The 17,977-nt window shown below is 63.9% G+C and carries 15 protein-coding genes; 1 reads left to right on the top strand and 14 read right to left on the bottom strand.

Going from position 1 to position 17,977, the window contains the following annotated elements; translation table 11 throughout:
* Nucleotides 1-129: 129 nt before the first annotated feature.
* Both NLY37_RS12940 and NLY37_RS12945 read right to left on the bottom strand, forming a co-directional pair.
* Nucleotides 130-426 (bottom strand): AzlD family protein, encoded by a 297-nt coding sequence (locus tag NLY37_RS12940; protein ID WP_023741691.1) that lies wholly within the window; start codon nt 424-426, stop codon nt 130-132.
* Nucleotides 423-1,151 (bottom strand): AzlC family ABC transporter permease, encoded by a 729-nt coding sequence (locus tag NLY37_RS12945; RefSeq protein ID WP_023741692.1) that lies wholly within the window; start codon nt 1,149-1,151, stop codon nt 423-425. Before NLY37_RS12945 ends, NLY37_RS12940 begins: the two co-directional genes overlap by 4 nt.
* A gap of 112 nt (nt 1,152-1,263) precedes the next feature.
* Between NLY37_RS12945 and NLY37_RS12950 the strand changes: the two genes are divergently transcribed.
* Nucleotides 1,264-2,022 (top strand): SDR family NAD(P)-dependent oxidoreductase, encoded by a 759-nt coding sequence (locus NLY37_RS12950; RefSeq protein WP_023741693.1) that lies wholly within the window; start codon nt 1,264-1,266, stop codon nt 2,020-2,022.
* Between the two features lie 20 nt (nt 2,023-2,042).
* Here NLY37_RS12950 and NLY37_RS12955 read toward each other — a convergent pair whose 3' ends face one another.
* From NLY37_RS12955 to murG, 12 genes are all read right to left on the bottom strand, one after another.
* Nucleotides 2,043-2,738, bottom strand: coding sequence for a DUF2461 domain-containing protein (locus NLY37_RS12955; RefSeq protein WP_023741694.1), 696 nt, complete (start codon nt 2,736-2,738; stop codon nt 2,043-2,045).
* Nucleotides 2,735-4,939, bottom strand: coding sequence for an NAD-dependent DNA ligase LigA (gene ligA / locus NLY37_RS12960; RefSeq protein ID WP_023741695.1), 2,205 nt, complete (start codon nt 4,937-4,939; stop codon nt 2,735-2,737). Before ligA ends, NLY37_RS12955 begins: the two co-directional genes overlap by 4 nt.
* Nucleotides 4,940-5,050: 111 nt before the next feature.
* A complete protein-coding gene (gene recN / locus NLY37_RS12965; RefSeq protein ID WP_023668285.1) occupies nt 5,051-6,724 on the bottom strand; it encodes a DNA repair protein RecN in 1,674 nt (557 codons plus the stop codon).
* Nucleotides 6,725-6,944: 220 nt separating this feature from the next.
* The gene (locus tag NLY37_RS12970; protein ID WP_023668284.1) at nt 6,945-7,814 is read right to left on the bottom strand and encodes an outer membrane protein assembly factor BamD; all 870 of its coding nucleotides are present in this window, start codon (nt 7,812-7,814) and stop codon (nt 6,945-6,947) included.
* Nucleotides 7,815-8,077: 263 nt separating this feature from the next.
* Complete coding sequence (gene lpxC / locus NLY37_RS12975) at nt 8,078-9,025, bottom strand: UDP-3-O-acyl-N-acetylglucosamine deacetylase (RefSeq protein ID WP_023668283.1); 948 nt, start codon at nt 9,023-9,025, stop codon at nt 8,078-8,080.
* A gap of 271 nt (nt 9,026-9,296) precedes the next feature.
* A complete protein-coding gene (ftsZ, locus tag NLY37_RS12980; RefSeq protein ID WP_023712437.1) occupies nt 9,297-10,955 on the bottom strand; it encodes a cell division protein FtsZ in 1,659 nt (552 codons plus the stop codon).
* 66 nt (nt 10,956-11,021) lie between these two features.
* Entirely contained in the window at nt 11,022-12,329 is a 1,308-nt protein-coding gene (gene ftsA / locus NLY37_RS12985; protein WP_023697016.1) for a cell division protein FtsA, read from the bottom strand.
* Entirely contained in the window at nt 12,326-13,267 is a 942-nt protein-coding gene (locus NLY37_RS12990; protein WP_023688033.1) for a cell division protein FtsQ/DivIB, read from the bottom strand. Before NLY37_RS12990 ends, ftsA begins: the two co-directional genes overlap by 4 nt.
* Complete coding sequence (locus NLY37_RS12995) at nt 13,255-14,181, bottom strand: D-alanine--D-alanine ligase (protein ID WP_023668279.1); 927 nt, start codon at nt 14,179-14,181, stop codon at nt 13,255-13,257. Before NLY37_RS12995 ends, NLY37_RS12990 begins: the two co-directional genes overlap by 13 nt.
* A gap of 302 nt (nt 14,182-14,483) precedes the next feature.
* Nucleotides 14,484-15,449, bottom strand: coding sequence for a UDP-N-acetylmuramate dehydrogenase (murB, locus tag NLY37_RS13000; RefSeq protein ID WP_031246129.1), 966 nt, complete (start codon nt 15,447-15,449; stop codon nt 14,484-14,486).
* A complete protein-coding gene (gene murC, locus NLY37_RS13005; protein ID WP_023668277.1) occupies nt 15,446-16,852 on the bottom strand; it encodes a UDP-N-acetylmuramate--L-alanine ligase in 1,407 nt (468 codons plus the stop codon). The genes murB and murC overlap by 4 nt, the downstream gene beginning before the upstream one ends.
* Nucleotides 16,852-17,976 (bottom strand): undecaprenyldiphospho-muramoylpentapeptide beta-N-acetylglucosaminyltransferase, encoded by a 1,125-nt coding sequence (gene murG / locus NLY37_RS13010; RefSeq protein WP_023688031.1) that lies wholly within the window; start codon nt 17,974-17,976, stop codon nt 16,852-16,854. The genes murC and murG overlap by 1 nt, the downstream gene beginning before the upstream one ends.
* Nucleotide 17,977 lies beyond the last annotated feature (1 nt).

Below are 17,977 nucleotides of genomic sequence, written 5' to 3' on the forward strand. Positions count from 1 at the left end.
TACGGGGAGGTGAGGAGCGGTCCGCGAAGCGGACGAAAAGCCAATTGCTTGGCTTTTCGAGTGACGAACGCCCGCCAGGGCAATGAGCGGCGGCGCCGACAGTTCGAAACTGTTCCGCGCGCAGGCGCCCTATGCCACAAACTGCCGCGCGAGGACCAGCACCACCGCCCCGGCCAGAAACATCGCCATCAGGCCGCCGCGCAGCGAGACCACAGCGGCGACGACCAGCGCCGCCCATTCCGCCGGTCCGGCGCTAAGTGCGGCGGGCGCCACCAGCGTCGTCAACACTGCGGCCGGCACGGCATTCAAACCCGCCTCGACGCGTGGATGGATGTGGTCGAAGCGCGAGATCACCAGATGGCCGCCGACGCGGGTGAGATAGGTGGCGATCGCGCCGGCAATGATGATCCACAAGGTCGCGCTCATCGTTTTGCCTCCACACCGCTATGGTGCGGCGGCAGGATGACGGCCAGAAGCACGCCGGCAACGGCGCCGATGGAGACGTGCCAGGGCGAGCCCACAGTTTTGTAGGCAATGATCGATGCGGCGGCGCTGGCGATCACCACCGGCAGCCACAGCGGCCGGTTGCGAAAGCCCATGACCAGCCCGAGGAAATAGATCGGCAGCAGGAAATCGATGCCCAGCGCATGCGTGTCGGGGATCAGCTTGCCGAACACCGCGCCCAACGCGCTTTCAATCCCCCAGAACACATAGACCGGCAGGCCAAGGCCCATGTACCAGGCAAAACCGACGGTCTCGCCGGCTTCGGCCCTGCGCTCGGCCACCGCGAACTGCGGATCGGTGAGCACGAAATAGCCCAGCGCTTGGCTGATAACCGGCCAGTGCGCGATTCGCCGGCCGATGCTGGCGGAGTAAAGCACGTGGCGGAAGTTTACCGCGAAGATCGACAGCACGACCAGCCATGGCGCGACATGCTGGCCGAACAATTCGATGCCTACCATCTGGCTGGCGCCGCCGAAGATCAGCGCGCTCATTAAAAAAGCTTCGAGAACGGAAAAGCCGTTGTCGACGGCGATGGCGCCGAACAGCAGCCCAAATGGCGCCGCGGCGACAACCACCGGCATCGACAGCCGCACGCCGTCCCAGAAGTCGCTGGCCACAGAATTTTCGCTTAAGGTCTCTGCCGACATGTCACATTCCCATCTCGCGCTGCTATGTAGGAGCCGGCGTTTGAAAAGTCAGACGAATTCGCTTGAGCCAACAAATCAGCGAAACTGATGTTGTAAAAAATGAGGGGTTCGGATGATCGCTTATGATTTCACCGGCAGGCACGCGGTCGTCACCGGCGCCGGTGGCGGTATGGGCGAGGCGATCTCGCTGGCGCTGCTCGAGGCCGGCGCCTCGGTCACCGCCATCGACGTCAAGCCGCGTCCGGCGTCGCTTGCCGCCTATGACGACCGGCTCACCTTTGCCCAGGGCGACCTCACCGACGCCGCCTTTGTCGAGCAGACCATCAACGCCGCGGGCCGCAAGTGCGGCGGCATCGATTATCTCGCCAATGTCGCAGGCGTGCTCTGGTTCGGCCGCGACAAGTCGGCCCTCGAGATGGACCTTGATGTCTGGGACCAGGTCTTCAACATCAATCTGAAATCCTTCGTCCACACCGCGCGGGCGGTGGTTCCGCATATGCGGGCCGGCGGACGCGGCGGCGCCATGGTGCACTTCTCCACCATCCAGTGGTATCGCGGCGATCCGACCCCGCAGGATGCCTACCAGGCATCGAAGGCCGGCGTCTGTGCGCTGTCGAAGTCGCTCGCCATGCAGTTGGCGGGCGATGGCATCCGCTCCAATTCGATCTGCCCGGGCATGGCGTTGACGCCGCTGCAGGCGCGCTGGGACACCGAGGAGAAACGCGCGGCCGTTGCCAATTATGCGCCGCTCGGCCGCATCGGCACGCCGCAGGACATGGCCAATGCCACGCTCTTCCTGCTTTCCGATGCGGCAAGCTACATCACCGGCATCGAATTGGCAGTCGACGGTGGGCTTTTGATGCGGATGTAGCCGTGCAGCGCGGGGCTGATTTAGCTCCGCGGTGCCGTGCCCTGGATCGCCCTGCCCCAGTCGAGCAGCGGCTTGGCGCGCAAGGCGAAATCGACAAGCTCGTCGACCAGCGTCGGCGCGTGAATTCCAGCCGGATCGATCATGTGCTGGACATAGAAGTGCCGGTTGCGGATGGCGTCGACAAGATCGGGTTCGTTGACCTGCTCGAAGCCGCGCGGCGTGCGCTTCATGCGGCCCTCGGTTTCGAGTTCGAAGCCGTTTTTCCTAAGGGTTGAAAGCAGTTTTCGGAACTCGGCCGGCCGGGCGACGATCGCCTTGCGCATCGCCAGCAGCAGGGACGGCTCCGGATTCCACCAGGCGACATCGGCAAAGCAGCGGTCGATCCCGACATAGACGAAGAACACGCCCTGCTCCATCTTGGTGCCATCCGGCGACAGCATGGCCGACAAATGCTGGTTGTAGGGCCGCTTGTCCTTGGCGAAGCGCACGTCGCGGTTGATGCGAAACAGTGACTTCTTGCGGTCACCGCGCAAGCCCAGACCCGCCGCCGCGAAGCGCTCGGTCAGCGTCTCGACCAGATCGCAGAACGGCTCATGCAACTCGCTGTCGTAAAGCGCGCGGTTTTCCTGGAACCATTCGCGGCTCTGGTGGAAGTCGAGCGCCTTCAGGAACGGTATGGCCTTTTGCCCGAACCCTTTGAACGAACCGGCGGTCATGCCTTGCCGACCCGTTGCAGCCAGGTGTCCTCGTCGATGACTTCGACGCCGAGTTCGCTGGCCTGCTTCAGTTTGGAGCCGGCGCCCGGCCCGGCCACCAGCAGATCGGTCTTCGCCGACACCGAACCCGCCACCTTGGCGCCGAGCCGTTCGGCCATCGCCTTGGCTTCGGAGCGTGTCATCTTTTCCAGCGTGCCGGTGAAGACGATGGTCTTGCCGGCAACCTCGCTGTCGGCCGACACGGTGACGACATACGGCTTCGGCTTGACCTGTTCGAGCAGTCTGTCGAGCACGTCGTCATTGCGTTCATTGCCGAAGAAATCGCGCAACGCATCGATCACCGTGTCGCCAATGCCGTTGATGGAGGGGAAGACGCTGTGCGGATCCTCAGCCGCCGCCGTTTCCTTGCCCACGCGGATCAGCTCCTCGATGGTCGAAAACGTCCGCGCAAGCACGGCCGCCGTCGTTTCGCCGATATGGCGGATGCCGAGTGCGAAGATGAAGCGGTCGAGCTCCGGCTCGCGGCGCGAATCGATGGCCGCGAACAGCTTGTCGAGGCCTCCATAATTGCGGTCCTCGACACCGCGCACATTCTTGCGCGCCTTGCCCGATGCCGCCTCGCGCTGCCTGGCCTGCTCCTCGCGCCGCTCGGCCAGCGCCCTGGTGACGCCCGGGCGGCGATCCCTGAGGGTGAAGATATCGGCGGCGGTCTTGACCAGTCCCGAATTGAAGAACAGGTCGATATTCTCGGCGCCCAGACCCTCGATGTCGAGCGCGCCGCGCGACACGAAATGACGCAGCCGCTCCACAGCCTGGGCAGCGCAAATCAGCTCGCCGGTGCAGCGCCGGCGCGAATCCTCCTTGCCGGTCTTTTCGTTGATTTCGCGCGTCGCCGACGAGCCGCAGACCGGACAAATGTGCGGGAATTCGTAAGGCACCGCATCAGCCGGCCGCTTGTCGACGACCACGCTGACGATCTGCGGAATGACATCGCCCGCCCGTTGTATGACAACCGTGTCACCGATGCGGACATCGATGCCGTCGCGAATCGGCAGGCCGTTGCTGTCGAAGCCTTTGATGTAGTCCTCATTGTGCAGCGTGACGTTTTCGACCACCACGCCGCCGACCGTGACGGGCGCCAGCCGCGCCACCGGCGCCAGCGTGCCGGTACGACCGACCTGGATATCGATCTTCTGCACCGTCGTCATCGCCTGTTCGGCCGGGAATTTGTGCGCAACGGCCCAGCGCGGCTCGCCGGTGACAAAGCCCCAGCGACGCTGCAATTCCAGCTGGTCGACCTTGTAGACGACACCGTCGATGTCGTAGCCGAGCGACGAACGCAGCTCCTCGATCTTGTGGTAGTGCGCGATCAGCTCCTCGACCGACTTCGCCCGCACCATCAGCGGGCTGACCTTGAACCCCCATTCGGCGAATTTCTGCACCGAATCATATTGGGTCGGCGCCGGATCCGCTGTCGTGTAGCCCCAGGCATAGGCAAAAAACTTAAGATTGCGGCTGGCGGTGACGGACGCATCCTTCTGTCGCAGTGAGCCGGCCGCGGTATTGCGCGGATTGACATAGTCCTGGCCGCCCACCGCCGCCGAGCGGGCCTTCAGTGCCTCGAATTCCGCATAGGTCATGTAGACTTCGCCGCGGATCTCGATGGTCTCGGGCCAGCCCGATCCTTTGAGCTTGGCGGGGATGTCGGCGATGGTCCTGAGATTGGCGGTGATGTCTTCGCCGACAGCGCCGTCGCCGCGCGTAGCACCCTGCACGAACACGCCGCGTTCATAGCGCAGCGACGCCGACAGGCCGTCGATCTTCGGCTCGGCCGTAAACGCAATGTCGAGATCCTTGTCGCGGTCGAAGAAGCGCCGGCCACGCTCGATGAAATCGGTGACGTCCTCGTCTGTATAGGCCTTGGCGAGGCTGAGCATCGGCACCGCATGGCGCACCTTGGCAAAGCCCTCCGCCGGCGCGGCGCCGACCCGCAGCGAGGGCGAATCCTCGCGCACCAGACCGGGAAAGCGCTCCTCGATGGCAAGATTGCGCCGCCGCAGCGCGTCATATTCCGCGTCCGTAATCGTCGGCGCGTCCTCGGCATGATAGCGCCTGTCATGACCGGCGATCTCCTCGGCCAGCCGCTGGAGCTCATCCGCGGCTTCGCTTTCGCTCAACGATTCGACTGGTTTTTCAGACATGCAGCGGTCCCTGGACAGTGGCGCGACACCATAAATCAGGATTTCGGAAAAAGCATTCCTGAACAGCGGGATGGAGCCATATCCTGACTCAGTCCGAAAGCCTTGCGACGACTACGCTGCAGCAATATTCTCGCGCAGCAGCCGTTCCGCGGCTGCGCGCGCCTCGTCGGTGATGGTAGCGCCGGCCAACATGCGCGCGATCTCTTCCTGGCGCGCCGCCCGGTCCATTTCCGCGATGCCGGTGGCGACCTTGTCCGAGCCGCCGGATTTGGAGATCAGGAAATGCGTCGCAGCACGTGCCGCCACTTGCGGAGCATGCGTGACCGACAGCACCTGCACGCGCTTCGACAGCCTGGCCAGCCTTTGGCCGATCGCATCGGCCACGGCGCCGCCGACGCCGGTGTCGATCTCGTCGAAGACCAATGTCGGCGCCGAGCCACGGTCGGCCAGCGCCACCTTGAGCGCCAGCAGGAAGCGCGACAGCTCGCCGCCGGAGGCGACCTTCATCATCGGCCCAGGCCTGGTGCCGGGATTGGTGCGCACCCAGAACTCGACCTGGTCGATGCCTTCTTCCATGCGGTTCTCGCCATCGCTGGCCAGTTCGACGATGAACTCAGCCCGTTCCAGCTTCAGCGCCGGCAATTCGGCCATCACAGCCTTGGTCAGGCCGACCGCGGCCGCATGGCGAAGGGCGGAGAGCTGGGCTGCGGAAATATCGTAGGCTTCGCGCGCCGCTGAGGCCTGCTTTTCCAGGACATGCAGGCGCCCCTCGCCGGCATCAAGATCGGCGAGATCGGCGGACATGGTGTCGCGCAGTTGCGCCAAATCGTCAACGGCCACACTGTGCTTACGTGAGGCCGCACGCAGCGAAAACAGCCGCTCCTCCGCCTTCTCCAGCCTCTGCGGGTCGTATTCGGTGGCGCGCAGTGCCGCCTCGACGCCCGATTGCGCTGCATCCAGCGACAGCATCGCCTCGTCCAGCGACTTCACCACATCCTCGAGCAGTCCCGGCGCTTCGCTGGCCTTGCGCTGCAGGCGCCTCAGCAGGCTGGCCAGTTGCGGCAGCGGCGAGGACGGGCCTGACAGCACATCCTGTGCATCGTGTATTTCCGAGGCGATCTTTTCCGCCCGCATCATCGTTGCACGCAATTCCGCCAGCTGTGTCTCTTCGCCGGGCTGCGGATCGAGCTTTGCCAGTTCCGCCACCGAGGCCCTGAGATAATCGGCCTCGCGCGCCGCTGCCTCGACCTTGGCGCGGTGCCTGGCAAACTCCTGCTCGGCGCCGCGCCAGTAGCGCCACGCCTCGCCGGTCGCGCGGGCGGCGCCGAGATGGCCGCCAAAACTGTCCAGCAATTCGCGATGCGCGCCTGGATCGACCAGGGCGCGCTCGTCATGCTGGCCGTGGATCTCGACCAGCGCGTGGCCTATGTCGCGCATCAGCGTGACGCTGGACGGCTGGTCGTTGACGAAGACACGGGTACGGCCATCCGCCGTCTGCAGCCGGCGCAGGATGATGTCGCCGTCATCCTCGATGGCGTTTTCGGCCAGCAGCGCGCGCACCGGGTGGTTGCGCGGCACATCGAAGACGGCAATGACCTGGCCCTGGGCAGCACCGTGCCGCACCAGCGAGGCGTCGCCGCGGGCGCCAAGCGCCAGCGACAGCGCGTCGAGAAGGATGGATTTGCCGGCGCCGGTTTCACCGGTCAGCACGGAAAGGCCGGGCTGGAAGTCGATATCCAGCTTCTCGATCAGGACGATATCGCGGATCGACAGTCTGGAAAGCATCAGAACCCGGACCTCAAGCAATTCCAGGAAAAGTGCGTAGCGGTTTTCCGTCCGGAATTGCGTACAACAAAAAGTTAGGACGGTTCAGAGCCTCAATCAAACCACTGAACCGCTGTGTGAAGCGGCATGCGACCGATGGAGTCGCAGCGCCGCACTATCTTTTTGTTTGAGCGTCGGATCAATCCGAAAAGCGCGTTCCGCCTCAGTCGATGCTCGGGCGTCAGGCGCCGGTGATCAGCTTGCCGGCCTTGGATATCCACGATCCGGCATTCTCGCGCGGCTCAAGCCCGTTGCTCTGCAACAGCTTGTAGGTATCCTTGTACCATTGGCTGTCGGGATAATTGGTGCCGAGCACCGCAGCGGCGGTTTGCGCTTCCGAGGTCAAGCCCATCGCGTAGTAGCTTTCGGCCAGACGCGCCAGCGCCTCTTCGACATGGCGGGTGTTGGAATAGTTCTCGACCACGTTGCGGAAGCGCTTGACGGCAGCAATGTATTCGCGCCGCTCGAGATAATAGCGGCCGATCTGCATCTCTTTGCCGGCCAGCTGGTCGTTGGCGAAACGGATCTTTTCCTTGGCGTCGTCGACATATTCCGACGTCGGCCAGCGCGTCACCAGATCCTGCATCGTCTGCACGGTCTGGCGTGCTTCCTTCTGATCCTGGGTGACGTCCTTGATCTGCTTGTAGTAGCTCAGCCCGATAATATACTGGGCGTAAGCCGCGTCGTCGGTCGACGGATAAAGCGTCAGATAGCGCTTTGCCGAGCCGATCGCTTCGTCATAACGGCCGGCGCGGTAGTCGGCGAAGGCGCCCATCACCATCGACTTGCGGGCGAATTCCGAATAGGGGTGCTGGCGGTCGACGGCGTCGAACTTCTTGCTCGCCTCATCCAGGCGGCCGGCATTGAGATTGGCAAGGCCTTGATTGTAAAGGACGTCGGCCGGTTCGGTCTGGTCGACATAGGTCGACAGGTCGACGTCTTTCTCGGACGACATGCAGGCCGAGAGGAACAGCGATGGCACAACCACCGAAAGCGCCAGGAAAACAGCCCGATACGGCGCTTTCGATTGACCAACTCGCTTGAAGAACATGATTGGATTGCGCCCTTTCGGCGTTAGTTCAATGCCTTTCGCATGGCGTTCCCTCAAAACTGATCCCCACTTTTGAGCGACATGCGCCTAACACACGGCAGCAGCCATAAACCATAACTGCCTTGCCCAGCAACGCTATGTCTAGCCAATCGCACATTTTTGTGGCGACTTGGTGTTGGCTCGAACGCTATGCGCTTTCACCCGCCGGTGATGCATTCATGCAACACCAGCCCGCGCTCAGAAAGCCAGAAAATCGTTAAGAATCAGATCACCCAAGGTGCAAAGACAGGGCCGGTGACGGCGCTCATCTCGGCGGTGCGGCCGCGCTCGCGGCGCGTGGTCTCGACGACCTCAAAGGCCGAACGGTCGGACAGAAGCCGCCGCAAAGCGGCCGCATTCATCCGGTGACCACCGCGATAGGAGCGGAAACAACCAATGAAACGGGCGCCGGCCAGCGCCAGATCGCCCATCGCGTCCATCGTCTTGTGGCGAGCGAACTCATTGGGGTAGCGCAGGCCGCCCATGTTGATCACCCGGTTGTCGTCGCCGATCACCAGCGAGTTCTCCAGCGAGGAGCCCAGCGCATAGCCGGCCGCCCACAGCCGCTCGACATCCTTCATGAAGCCGAAGGTGCGGGCGCGCGCGATATCCTGGCGAAAGATGTCGGGGTTGATGTCGGAGGCGAATAGCTGGCGGCCGATCGCCGGGCTTTCGAAATCGATCTCGACCTCGAAGCGCGTGCCGCTATAGGGCCTGAACTCGGCCCAGGACGCGCCATTCTCGATGCGGACGGGCTTGACCACCCTGATGTAGCGGCGCTTGACCGCCAGCGTCTCGATGCCGGCTTGGTCGATGGCTTCCACGAACGCCACCGCACTGCCATCGAGGATCGGAACCTCATGACCGTCGATCTCGATGACGATGTTGTCGATGCCGAGCCCGAAAAGCGTCGCCATCAGATGTTCGACGGTGGCGATATGCTCGCCTGCCGGATCGCCGAGCATGGTGCAGAGATCGGTCGCGCCGACTTCAGCAACCAGCGCGCGGAACTCGCGGCTCTCGCTTCCGTTCGAAAGGTGGAAGAGCACGCCGGTGTCGGCGTCCGCAGGGAGGAAATTGACGGTGACCGGTTTGCCGCTGTGAACGCCGGTACCGGTCAGCGTTGCACGCGATTTCAGTGTCGTCTGATAGTCTTGCAAGACAAACCCCATAGCCCAAACGCCTAAGTCCGCTTTAACCCAAAAGGCGCGGCTCTTTTTTATCGGCAGGCAGGGCCACTTCCCCGAATCCCAGCACACCGAAAGTGCTGCGGCAAAGATAATGGTCTGTCAGGGAGACTCCAAATCACGGTTTCTTACTCTGTGTAACCGCGACAGACCTTGAGCGTCACATCGTAACGCCTTGTTATTAAACCACTTTAAACGTTAACAGGCAGACAATCTCTCGTCTGCCTGTTAACAAGTGTTACATACCGTTAACGGCTCAGTTGGCCTGGCGGCGCAGGAAAGCCGGTATCTCCAGCTGGTCGTCTTCCTGGGTCGACCTGGTCTGCGGCGTCAACCGGCCCTGATCGTCGAGCTGACCGCGGCGCGGCGCGTAAAGCTGCGGATCCTGGCTGGCAAGGCGGCGCATTTCCGGCGCCGCCTGGCGCAGTTTCGGTTCGCGCGGCTGTGCCGGCTGCAACCGGGCCGGCTCTTCTTCGCGGCGGGTCAGCCCGTTGGTCAGCCGCTTGAGCAGCCCCATCGGCCCGCTGTTTTCATGGTCGGCCGGACGGCCCTTGGCTTCCACCTCGGCCCGCACCACAGGCGGAAAATCCTCCACCCGCGGCATGCGCTGCGGTGCGGCAGCCACCGGCTGCGGCATTTCCCGCATCGGCGCCGGTTGCATCACCTGCTGCACGACAGGCTGCGGCTGGGCAGGCGGGGCCTGGAAGATCTTGCTCTGCGGGCGGAAATCTTCCGCCTGGGCCATCGGCGTCGGACGAGCCATTGCCGCCGCATTGGCCTCGGCAAGTTGGATCGCCTCGGCCACCGGATCGGCCGCGCGCTGCTCATAGGTCTGCTGCTGGACCGGTGCCGGACGGCCTTCCGCCCCCGGAGCCGCTGGGCGGCTGACCGGCTTCTGCTGCGGCGGCACGGCCCGGATCGAGATCGGCGCCGCGGCAATTTCAGCTGCCGATTTGTCGATGCCGGTGGCGACCACCGAGACGCGGATGACGCCTTCGAGTTCCTCGTCGAAGGTGGCGCCGAGGATGATGTTGGCGTCCTGATCGACTTCCTCGCGGATGCGGGTCGCGGCCTCGTCGACTTCGAACAGGGTTAGGTCGCGGCCGCCGGTGATCGAGATCAGCAGGCCCTTGGCGCCCCTCATCGAGGTCTCGTCGAGCAACGGATTGGCGATCGCCGCCTCGGCGGCGGCCATCGCGCGGCCCTCGCCCGAAGCTTCGCCGGTGCCCATCATCGCCTTGCCCATTTCGCGCATCACCGAACGCACGTCGGCGAAGTCGAGATTGATCAGACCTTCCTTGACCATCAGGTCGGTGATGCAGGCAACACCGGAGTAGAGCACCTGGTCGGCCATGGCGAAGGCGTCGGCAAAGGTGGTCTTGTCATTGGCCAGCCGGAACAGGTTCTGGTTGGGGATGACGATCAGGGTATCGACACATTTCTGCAGCTCCTCGATGCCGAGATCCGCCGTCTTCATGCGGCGCTGGCCTTCGAAATGGAACGGCTTGGTGACGACGCCGACGGTGAGGATACCCCGTTCGCGCGCCGCGCGGGCAACCACGGGAGCCGCACCGGTTCCGGTGCCGCCACCCATACCGGCGGTGACGAAGCACATATGGGTGTTGGAGAGATGATCGATGATCTCATCGATGCACTCTTCCGCCGCCGCACGGCCCACTTCAGGCTGCGAGCCGGCGCCGAGCCCCTCGGTGACATGCGCGCCGAGCTGGATCAGCCGCTCGGCCTTCGACATGGTCAGCGCCTGTGCATCGGTGTTGGCCACGACGAACTCGACACCGCGCAAGCCCGCGGTGATCATGTTGTTGACGGCATTGCCGCCGCCGCCGCCGACACCGAATACGGTGATCCGCGGCTTGAGCTCGGTGATGTCCGGCTTTTGCAGATTGATCGTCATTGTCTCCGTCCTTTGCCTTTCCCGCCGCTTCGCCGCCGCGGCCGCCTATGGGGCTGTCCCCGTCAATTAGAAACTGTCTCTCAACCACTGACTCATGCGATGCAGTTTTCCGCCCGTCCCGGTCATCCTGAGACCGGAAATTCCTTTCGCCGGATGGCTCTCGAAGCTCGCCATCTGCGGATAGATCAGCAGCCCGACCGCCGTCGAGAAAGCCGGCCCCTTGGCAGCTTCCGGCAGGCCCGCCACGCCGAGCGGGCGTCCGATGCGCACATTGCGTCCCAGAATGCGGCGCGCCGCCTCGGGGAGACCCGCAAGCTGGCTGGCGCCGCCGGTCAGCACGACGCGTTTTCCCACGGCATTGCCGTAGCCCGACTTGTTCAGCCGGTCGCGCAACAGTTCCAGCGTCTCGTCGATGCGGGCGCGGATGACGCGCGTCATCACCGAGCGCGGGATCTGCAGCGGCATCTCGCCGTCTTCGCCGATCGGCTGGATCGAGACCAGGTCGCGATCGTCGGCACTGCCAGGCAGCGCCGAACCATGCATCACCTTCAGCCGCTCCGCGGCGTCGAGCGAGGTCGACAGGCCCTTGGCCATATCGAGCGTCACATGATTGCCGCCGATGGCAATGGCATCGGCGTGGACGAATTTGCCTTCCGAAAACACCGAGATGGTCGTCGTGCCGCCGCCCATGTCGATGCAGGCCGCACCCATTTCCAGTTCGTCGTCGACCAGGGCCGCAAGCCCGCTGGCATAGGGCGTCGCCACCATGCGCTCGACCGAAAGATGCGAGCGGTTGATACAGAGCTCCAGATTGCGCAGCGGCGCGGCATCGCCCGTCAGCACATGCATATCGACGCCGAGCTGGTCGCCGACCATGCCGCGCGGATCGCGCACGCCGCGCTCGGCGTCCAGCGAAAAGCCGACGGGCAGCGAATGGATCACGTCGCGTTCGGCCTTGAGCGCCTGCTTGGCGCCGGCGGCAAGCACGCGCTTGATGTCGGCTTCGTCGGCCTGATGGCCACCGAGATTGATGGTGGCCGAATAGGTTTCGCTCTTCAGCCGGCCGGCCGTCATGTTGACGATCAGCGAATCCACGGTCAGTCCCGCCATGCGTTCGGCTGCGTCGACGGACAGGCGAATGGCGTGCTCCGCGCGGTCGAGATCGACGACCACGCCCGACTTCACGCCGTGCGATTTCTGGTGGCCGATGCCAATCACCTGGATGCGGTGCGAGCGGCCGCGCAACAGCTTGCCGTCCTCGCGCGGCTTCAGTTTCGCCACCACGCAGCAAACCTTGCTTGAGCCGACATCCAGCACGGTGAGCGTGCCGGAACGCCGCGAAGAGGCATCGCTGTTGCCGCCAAGCCAGCTCATATCTTCGTCCCCGACTTGCGCTTCAGATTTTGCGGCTTTTCATTGAGCGCGGCCTGGCGCTGCGTCGCCGCTTCCGGCGTCAGCTGCACCACCAGGCGATCGGAGATGCGCATGTCGACGGCGGCGATGTCCCGCGTCAGAAGCCCGTTGTCGTGGTCCATCCGAACCAGATCGGCGATCGCCTGATCCTCGCCATCCTCGGGCAGCTTGATCGTGATGCCGTTTTCCAGCTTAAGGTCCCAGCGCCGTTCGCCGATGCGGATATAGCCTTTGACCCGAGCCGCGAGCTCGGGAAATTTGTTGATCTTGGCCACGAAGTCGGGGGCCTTGGCCGGCGCGCCGGTGCCGATGATCAGCGGCAGCAGCGCCTGCTTGCCGCCGGAGAACGGCGCGATCACCGCGCCGGAGCGTTCGATGACCGAAAGCTCCGCGCCCTGCTGCCAGAGCGCGAAGGGCTCGCGCTCCTCGACACGCACTTCCAGCGTATGTGGATAGACCTTGCGCACCGCCGCCACTTCGACCCAGGGCAAGGTATCAATACGTTCACGCGCGGCCTCGGCATCGAAGCCGATCAGTGACGTCCAGCCGTCGAGCTCGAGCCGGTCCAGTATGTCGATCTCCGAAGTCTGGCGGTTGCCGACCACCTTGATCTGGTCGACGGCAAAGCCGGTCCGGGCGGTGATGCTCTGGACGATGTCGTCGGCATGACCGCCGAGAATGGCGCCATAGAGGCTGCTTGATGCAATGAGCGAAGCCGACAGGATGGCCGCGGAAAAGCGCGGCGCGACGAAGTCGCCGCCGCCCAGGCGCGCCAGCACGCGCACCGGCCGGCGCAGCACGCGCGGCAGCACGAAATGGTCGAACGACAACGGCATGCCGAACAGCGCCGGCCCGGCGCCGCCCCTGCCCTTGTCCTGCCCCCATTTCAACGCAGACACGAAGCGTCCTCCACCATCCAACTCAACAATTCGCCAAACGAGTGCCCGGCCTGGGCGGCGATTTCAGGCACCAAAGACGTCGGCGTCATGCCCGGCTGAGTGTTGATCTCGAGCCAGACAATCTCGCCGTTTTCGGAGTGACGGTCGTCATAGCGGAAGTCCGATCGGGAAACGCCCCGGCAGCCGATAGCCAGATGTGCCTTGAGCGCCAGTGTCTGTATTTTTTGGTAAATATTTGATGAAATTTTAGCAGGGATTTCGTGTTTTGATCCGCCGGCGACGTATTTTGAATCATAGTCGTAGAAGGAATGGCCGGTCGGAATGATCTCGCAGACGCCGAGCGCCACGTCGCCCATGACGGCGCAGGTCAGCTCGCGCCCATGGATGTAGCGCTCGACCATGACGGTCTCGCCATATTTCCATTCGGACGAGCCGATGACCTGCGGCGGATGCGACTGCCCTTCATGCACGATGACGACGCCGAAGCTTGAGCCTTCATTGACCGGCTTGACCACGTAGGGCGGCTTCATCGGATGCTTGTTCTGGATGGCAAAGCGGCTGGCAACCTTCGATTCCGCCACCGCGATGCCGGCAGCCTTGGCGACCTTCTTGGCTTGCTCCTTGTTCATGGCGAGCGCCGAGGCGAGCACGCCCGAATGGGTGTAGGGAATGGCCAGATATTCGAGGATGCCCTGGATGGTGCCGTCTTCACCGAACGGGCCGTGCAGTGCGTTGAAGACGACATCGGGCTTGAGTTCGGTGAGCACGGCGCCGACATCGCGCGCAACATCGACGCGGGTAACCTGGTAGCCTTCATTCTCAAGCGCATCCGCACACGCCTTTCCCGAAGACAGAGACACGGGCCGCTCGGACGAGAATCCGCCCAGGAGGACAGCCACATGCTTGTTCTTCATATCCCATCATCCCTCTCACGGCGGGCCCGCAACCACGCATTCAGCGACCAGATTGAGTCCGAGTCTCCCGGCAGGTTGCCCCCCCAGACGGAAAACGCGGTCGACGCGTCGAACGACTCAAATCAGGAAACGCTTTAAGGCAGAGAATCAGAGAGTTGATTCGCTGGCAAGTGCTTATGATTCCGACAGATTCACTTTCCGCGAAAACGGCCGGAAAAAGCGTGTTGTGAGTCTTTGGAGCAACGGTGGCGCTGTTGTTTCAGACCTTTGAAGTTCAAGCATCACATGAACTTCAGCTTGCGCTAAAGAAGCTGTCCGAGGAATTCCTGCACGGCATGGCCGGGGCGGAAATTGCCGAGGCGCTTGATTTCCCACTGCAGGCGGATGCCCGATTTTTCAAGCACGCGAGCGCGCACCGTCTCGCCGAGATATTCGAGATCGTAACCGGTCGCTGTTCCGGTGTTGATCATGAAGTTGCAGTGCATCGGCGACATCTGCGCGCCGCCGATCATCAAACCGCGGCAGCCCGCCTTGTCGATTTCCTTCCAGGCCGAGGTGCCTTCCGGATTCTTGAAGGTTGAGCCGCCGGTCTTCTCGCGGATCGGCTGCACCGTCTCGCGATGCGTCTGGACGGCGTCCATGGCCGCCTTGATCGCCTCTGGGTCTTCCAGAACACCTTCGAAAACGGCGGAGATGAAGATCAGCCCGGCAGGTGCGGCCGAGTGACGATAGGCATAGCCCATGTCTTCATTGCTGAGTGTGTGGAGATTGCCCTTGCGGTCGAGCGCCCGCACCTCGACGACACGTTCCCGCGTCTCGACGCCATTGGCGCCGGCATTCATCCTCAGCGCCCCGCCGATGGCGCCGGGAATGCCGTGATAGAAATGAAAGCCGCCAATGCCGGCCTCATAAGCGACGGCCGCGACGCGCTTGTCGGGCGTCGCAGCACCGGCCTTGATGACGGTCGGCGAAACCACCTCGGCCTCGCCAAAGCCCTTTGCCGAAAGCCGGATGACGAAACCCGGAATGCCGCCGTCGCGCACCAGGAGGTTGGAGCCGATACCGACGATGGTGAGCGGGATGTCCTCCGGCACGGCGCGCAGGAAGGCAGCCAGATCCTCCTCGTCGGCCGGCTGGAACAGGGCGTCCGCCAGACCGCCGGCGCGGAACCAGGTGATCTTGTCCATCTCGGCATTGGGCGTGATGCGGCCGCGCAGGCCGGCAAGCCGGTCGCCAAGTTTGTCGAGCAGGTCCTGGCCGCGCATCATGAGACGGTACCGCCGAGTTCCCCAGGCAGCGCATAGGCCCATTGGGTGATGTTGCCGGCGCCCAGGAAGATGACGAAGTCGCCCGGTTTCGCCAACGCGCGAATGACGGGCGAAATCGCGGCAGGGGTTTCGACGTAGCGCGCATCGCGATGGCCGCCGGAGCGGATGCGCGACACCAGCGCCTCCGAGGTCACGCCGTCGATCGGCTCCTCGCCCGCCGCATAGACCGGCGCCACCATCACCGTGTCGGCATCGTTGAAACAGACCGAAAACTCGTCGAACAGATCGTGCAGCCGGGTGAAGCGGTGCGGCTGCGCAATGGCGATGACGCGGCCCTTGGTGGCGCTGCGCGCCGCTTTCAACACCGCCGTGATCTCGACCGGGTGGTGGCCGTAATCGTCGAAGATGTCGACGCCGTTCCACGAGCCGGTGTGGGTGAAGCGCCGCTTGACGCCGGCAAAGGACGACAGCCCCTTCTTGATCGCTTCGGCCGACAGGCCGAGTTCATGCGCGACCGCAATTGCGGCGGTGGCGTTGGAGACGTTGTGGCGGCCGGGCATCGGCAGCCGCAGATCCGATATCGTCGTCTGGCCGCCGGTCTTGCGGTCGCGGATCACCACGTCGAATGCCGAGACGGCACCGGCCATGCGGTGGTTGGTGAAACGCACATCGGCCTGCGCGTTCTCGCCATAGGTGATGACGCGGCGGTCCTCGATGCGGCTGACCAGCGCCTGTACTTCCGGATGGTCGGTGCACATCACGCCAAAACCGTAGAACGGCACGTTCTCGACGAATTGCCGGAAGGCCTCGCGCACCTTGTCGAAACTGCCATAATGGTCCAGATGCTCGGGATCGATGTTGGTGACGACGGCGATCTCGGCCGGCAGCTTGAGGAAGGTGCCGTCGCTTTCGTCGGCTTCGACCACCATCCACTCGCCATCGCCCATACGGGCATTGGTGCCATAGGCATTGATGATGCCGCCATTGATCACCGTCGGGTCGAGCCCGCCGGCATCGAGCAGCGTCGCCACCATCGACGTGGTTGTGGTCTTGCCATGCGTGCCACCGATCGCGACCGCCTGGCGGAAGCGCATCAGTTCGGCCAGCATCTCGGCCCGGCGGACAATTGGGAGCAACTTCTCCCGCGCGGCCTTCAGCTCGGGATTGGATTTCTTGATCGCGGTGGAGACGACCACCACTTCGGCCGCGCCGATATTCTCGGCCTTGTGGCCGACAAAGCATTCGATGCCCTTGTCGCGCAGCCGCTGGACATTGGCGCTGTCGGCCTGGTCCGAACCCTGCACCTTGTAGCCGAGATTGTGCAGAACCTCGGCGATGCCGCTCATGCCGATCCCGCCAATGCCGATGAAATGCACAAGGCCGATGGTCTGCGGCATCTTCATCAATGCGTCCCTTTCCTGAAATCCGAAACGGTTTTTCTGGACGCAATAGCCTCTGTGAGATCAGCGAGCAACCGTGCCGCGTTCGGCCGGCCAGCCGACTTCGCTCCGGCAGCCATGGCCGTCAGCCGCTCGGGAGTGTCCATCAGCCCGCCAATGAGAGCCGCGATGCGCTCCGGCGACAGTGACGATTGCGGATGCACCTCGCCGCCGCCCGCCGCGGCAAGGGCGGCTGCGTTCGCCGCCTGATCGTGATCCAGCGCATAGGGATAAGGCACCAGCAGCGCCGGCCGGCCGATGACGGCGATCTCCGAAACCGTCGAGGCGCCGGAGCGCGAGATCACCAGATGCGCCGCGCCCATGCGCTGTGCCATATCGGTGAAGAAGGGCGAGACCTCGACATGGACGCCGAGTGCCGCATAGCCAGCCTTCACCCGCGCCACGTCGTCGGCGCGGGCCTGCTGGGTGATCACCAGCCGCTTGCGCTGCGCCTCCGGCAGAAGTGCGATCGCCGCCGGCATGGCATCGGAAAAGAACTGCGCGCCCTGGCTGCCGCCGAACACCAGGAGCCTGAACGGATCCGCCCCTTGGGATGCCTTATAGGGCGTCTTTGCCGCCTCCAGGATTGGCGGCCTGACCGGATTGCCGGTCGTCACCGTCTTGGCGCCTGTGGCGCTTTCATCTTGCGGCAGGAAGCCGCCGGCAATGGCATCGACGCGCCCGGACAGCGCCCGGTTGGCGCGGCCCATCACCGCGTTCTGCTCATGGATCAGCGTCGGCAGCTTGCGCCGCGTCGCGGCATAGAGCGGTGGCAAGGTCGGATAACCGCCAAAGCCGACGACCGCATCAGGCTTGATCCTGGCGATGACGGCGGAGGCCTGGCGCACGCCGCGCCAGATCTTCCAGAACGCGCCAAGCAGCGCGACAGGGTTTTTCGAGCCCATCGTCGCCGACTGGATCGGATGGATGGCGGCGGCCGGGAAATGGCCGGCAAAGCGCTCGGCGCGGTCGTCCGTCGCCAGATGCACGCTCCAGCCGCGCTCGATCAGCTCATGCGCCAGCGCCTCGGCCGGAAACAAATGTCCGCCTGTTCCGCCCGCCGCGAGAAGGATGACACCCCGCGCCATA

This window comes from Mesorhizobium sp. C395A, from assembly GCF_030323205.1.
Lineage (GTDB): Bacteria > Pseudomonadota > Alphaproteobacteria > Rhizobiales > Rhizobiaceae > Mesorhizobium.

Excerpts from the sequence above, each read along its gene's own strand:
- NLY37_RS12940 (WP_023741691.1), bottom strand. The coding sequence starts at position 426 with ATGAGCGCGACCTTGTGGATCATCATTGCCGGCGCGATCGCCACCTAT.
- NLY37_RS12945 (WP_023741692.1), bottom strand. The coding sequence starts at position 1,151 with ATGTCGGCAGAGACCTTAAGCGAAAATTCTGTGGCCAGCGACTTCTGG.
- NLY37_RS12950 (WP_023741693.1), top strand. The coding sequence starts at position 1,264 with ATGATCGCTTATGATTTCACCGGCAGGCACGCGGTCGTCACCGGCGCC.
- NLY37_RS12955 (WP_023741694.1), bottom strand. The coding sequence starts at position 2,738 with ATGACCGCCGGTTCGTTCAAAGGGTTCGGGCAAAAGGCCATACCGTTC.
- ligA (WP_023741695.1), bottom strand. The coding sequence starts at position 4,939 with ATGTCTGAAAAACCAGTCGAATCGTTGAGCGAAAGCGAAGCCGCGGAT.
- recN (WP_023668285.1), bottom strand. The coding sequence starts at position 6,724 with ATGCTTTCCAGACTGTCGATCCGCGATATCGTCCTGATCGAGAAGCTG.
- NLY37_RS12970 (WP_023668284.1), bottom strand. The coding sequence starts at position 7,814 with ATGTTCTTCAAGCGAGTTGGTCAATCGAAAGCGCCGTATCGGGCTGTT.
- lpxC (WP_023668283.1), bottom strand. The coding sequence starts at position 9,025 with ATGGGGTTTGTCTTGCAAGACTATCAGACGACACTGAAATCGCGTGCA.
- ftsZ (WP_023712437.1), bottom strand. The coding sequence starts at position 10,955 with ATGACGATCAATCTGCAAAAGCCGGACATCACCGAGCTCAAGCCGCGG.
- ftsA (WP_023697016.1), bottom strand. The coding sequence starts at position 12,329 with ATGAGCTGGCTTGGCGGCAACAGCGATGCCTCTTCGCGGCGTTCCGGC.
- NLY37_RS12995 (WP_023668279.1), bottom strand. The coding sequence starts at position 14,181 with ATGAAGAACAAGCATGTGGCTGTCCTCCTGGGCGGATTCTCGTCCGAG.
- murB (WP_031246129.1), bottom strand. The coding sequence starts at position 15,449 with ATGATGCGCGGCCAGGACCTGCTCGACAAACTTGGCGACCGGCTTGCC.
- murC (WP_023668277.1), bottom strand. The coding sequence starts at position 16,852 with ATGAAGATGCCGCAGACCATCGGCCTTGTGCATTTCATCGGCATTGGC.
- murG (WP_023688031.1), bottom strand. The coding sequence starts at position 17,976 with ATGGCGCGGGGTGTCATCCTTCTCGCGGCGGGCGGAACAGGCGGACAT.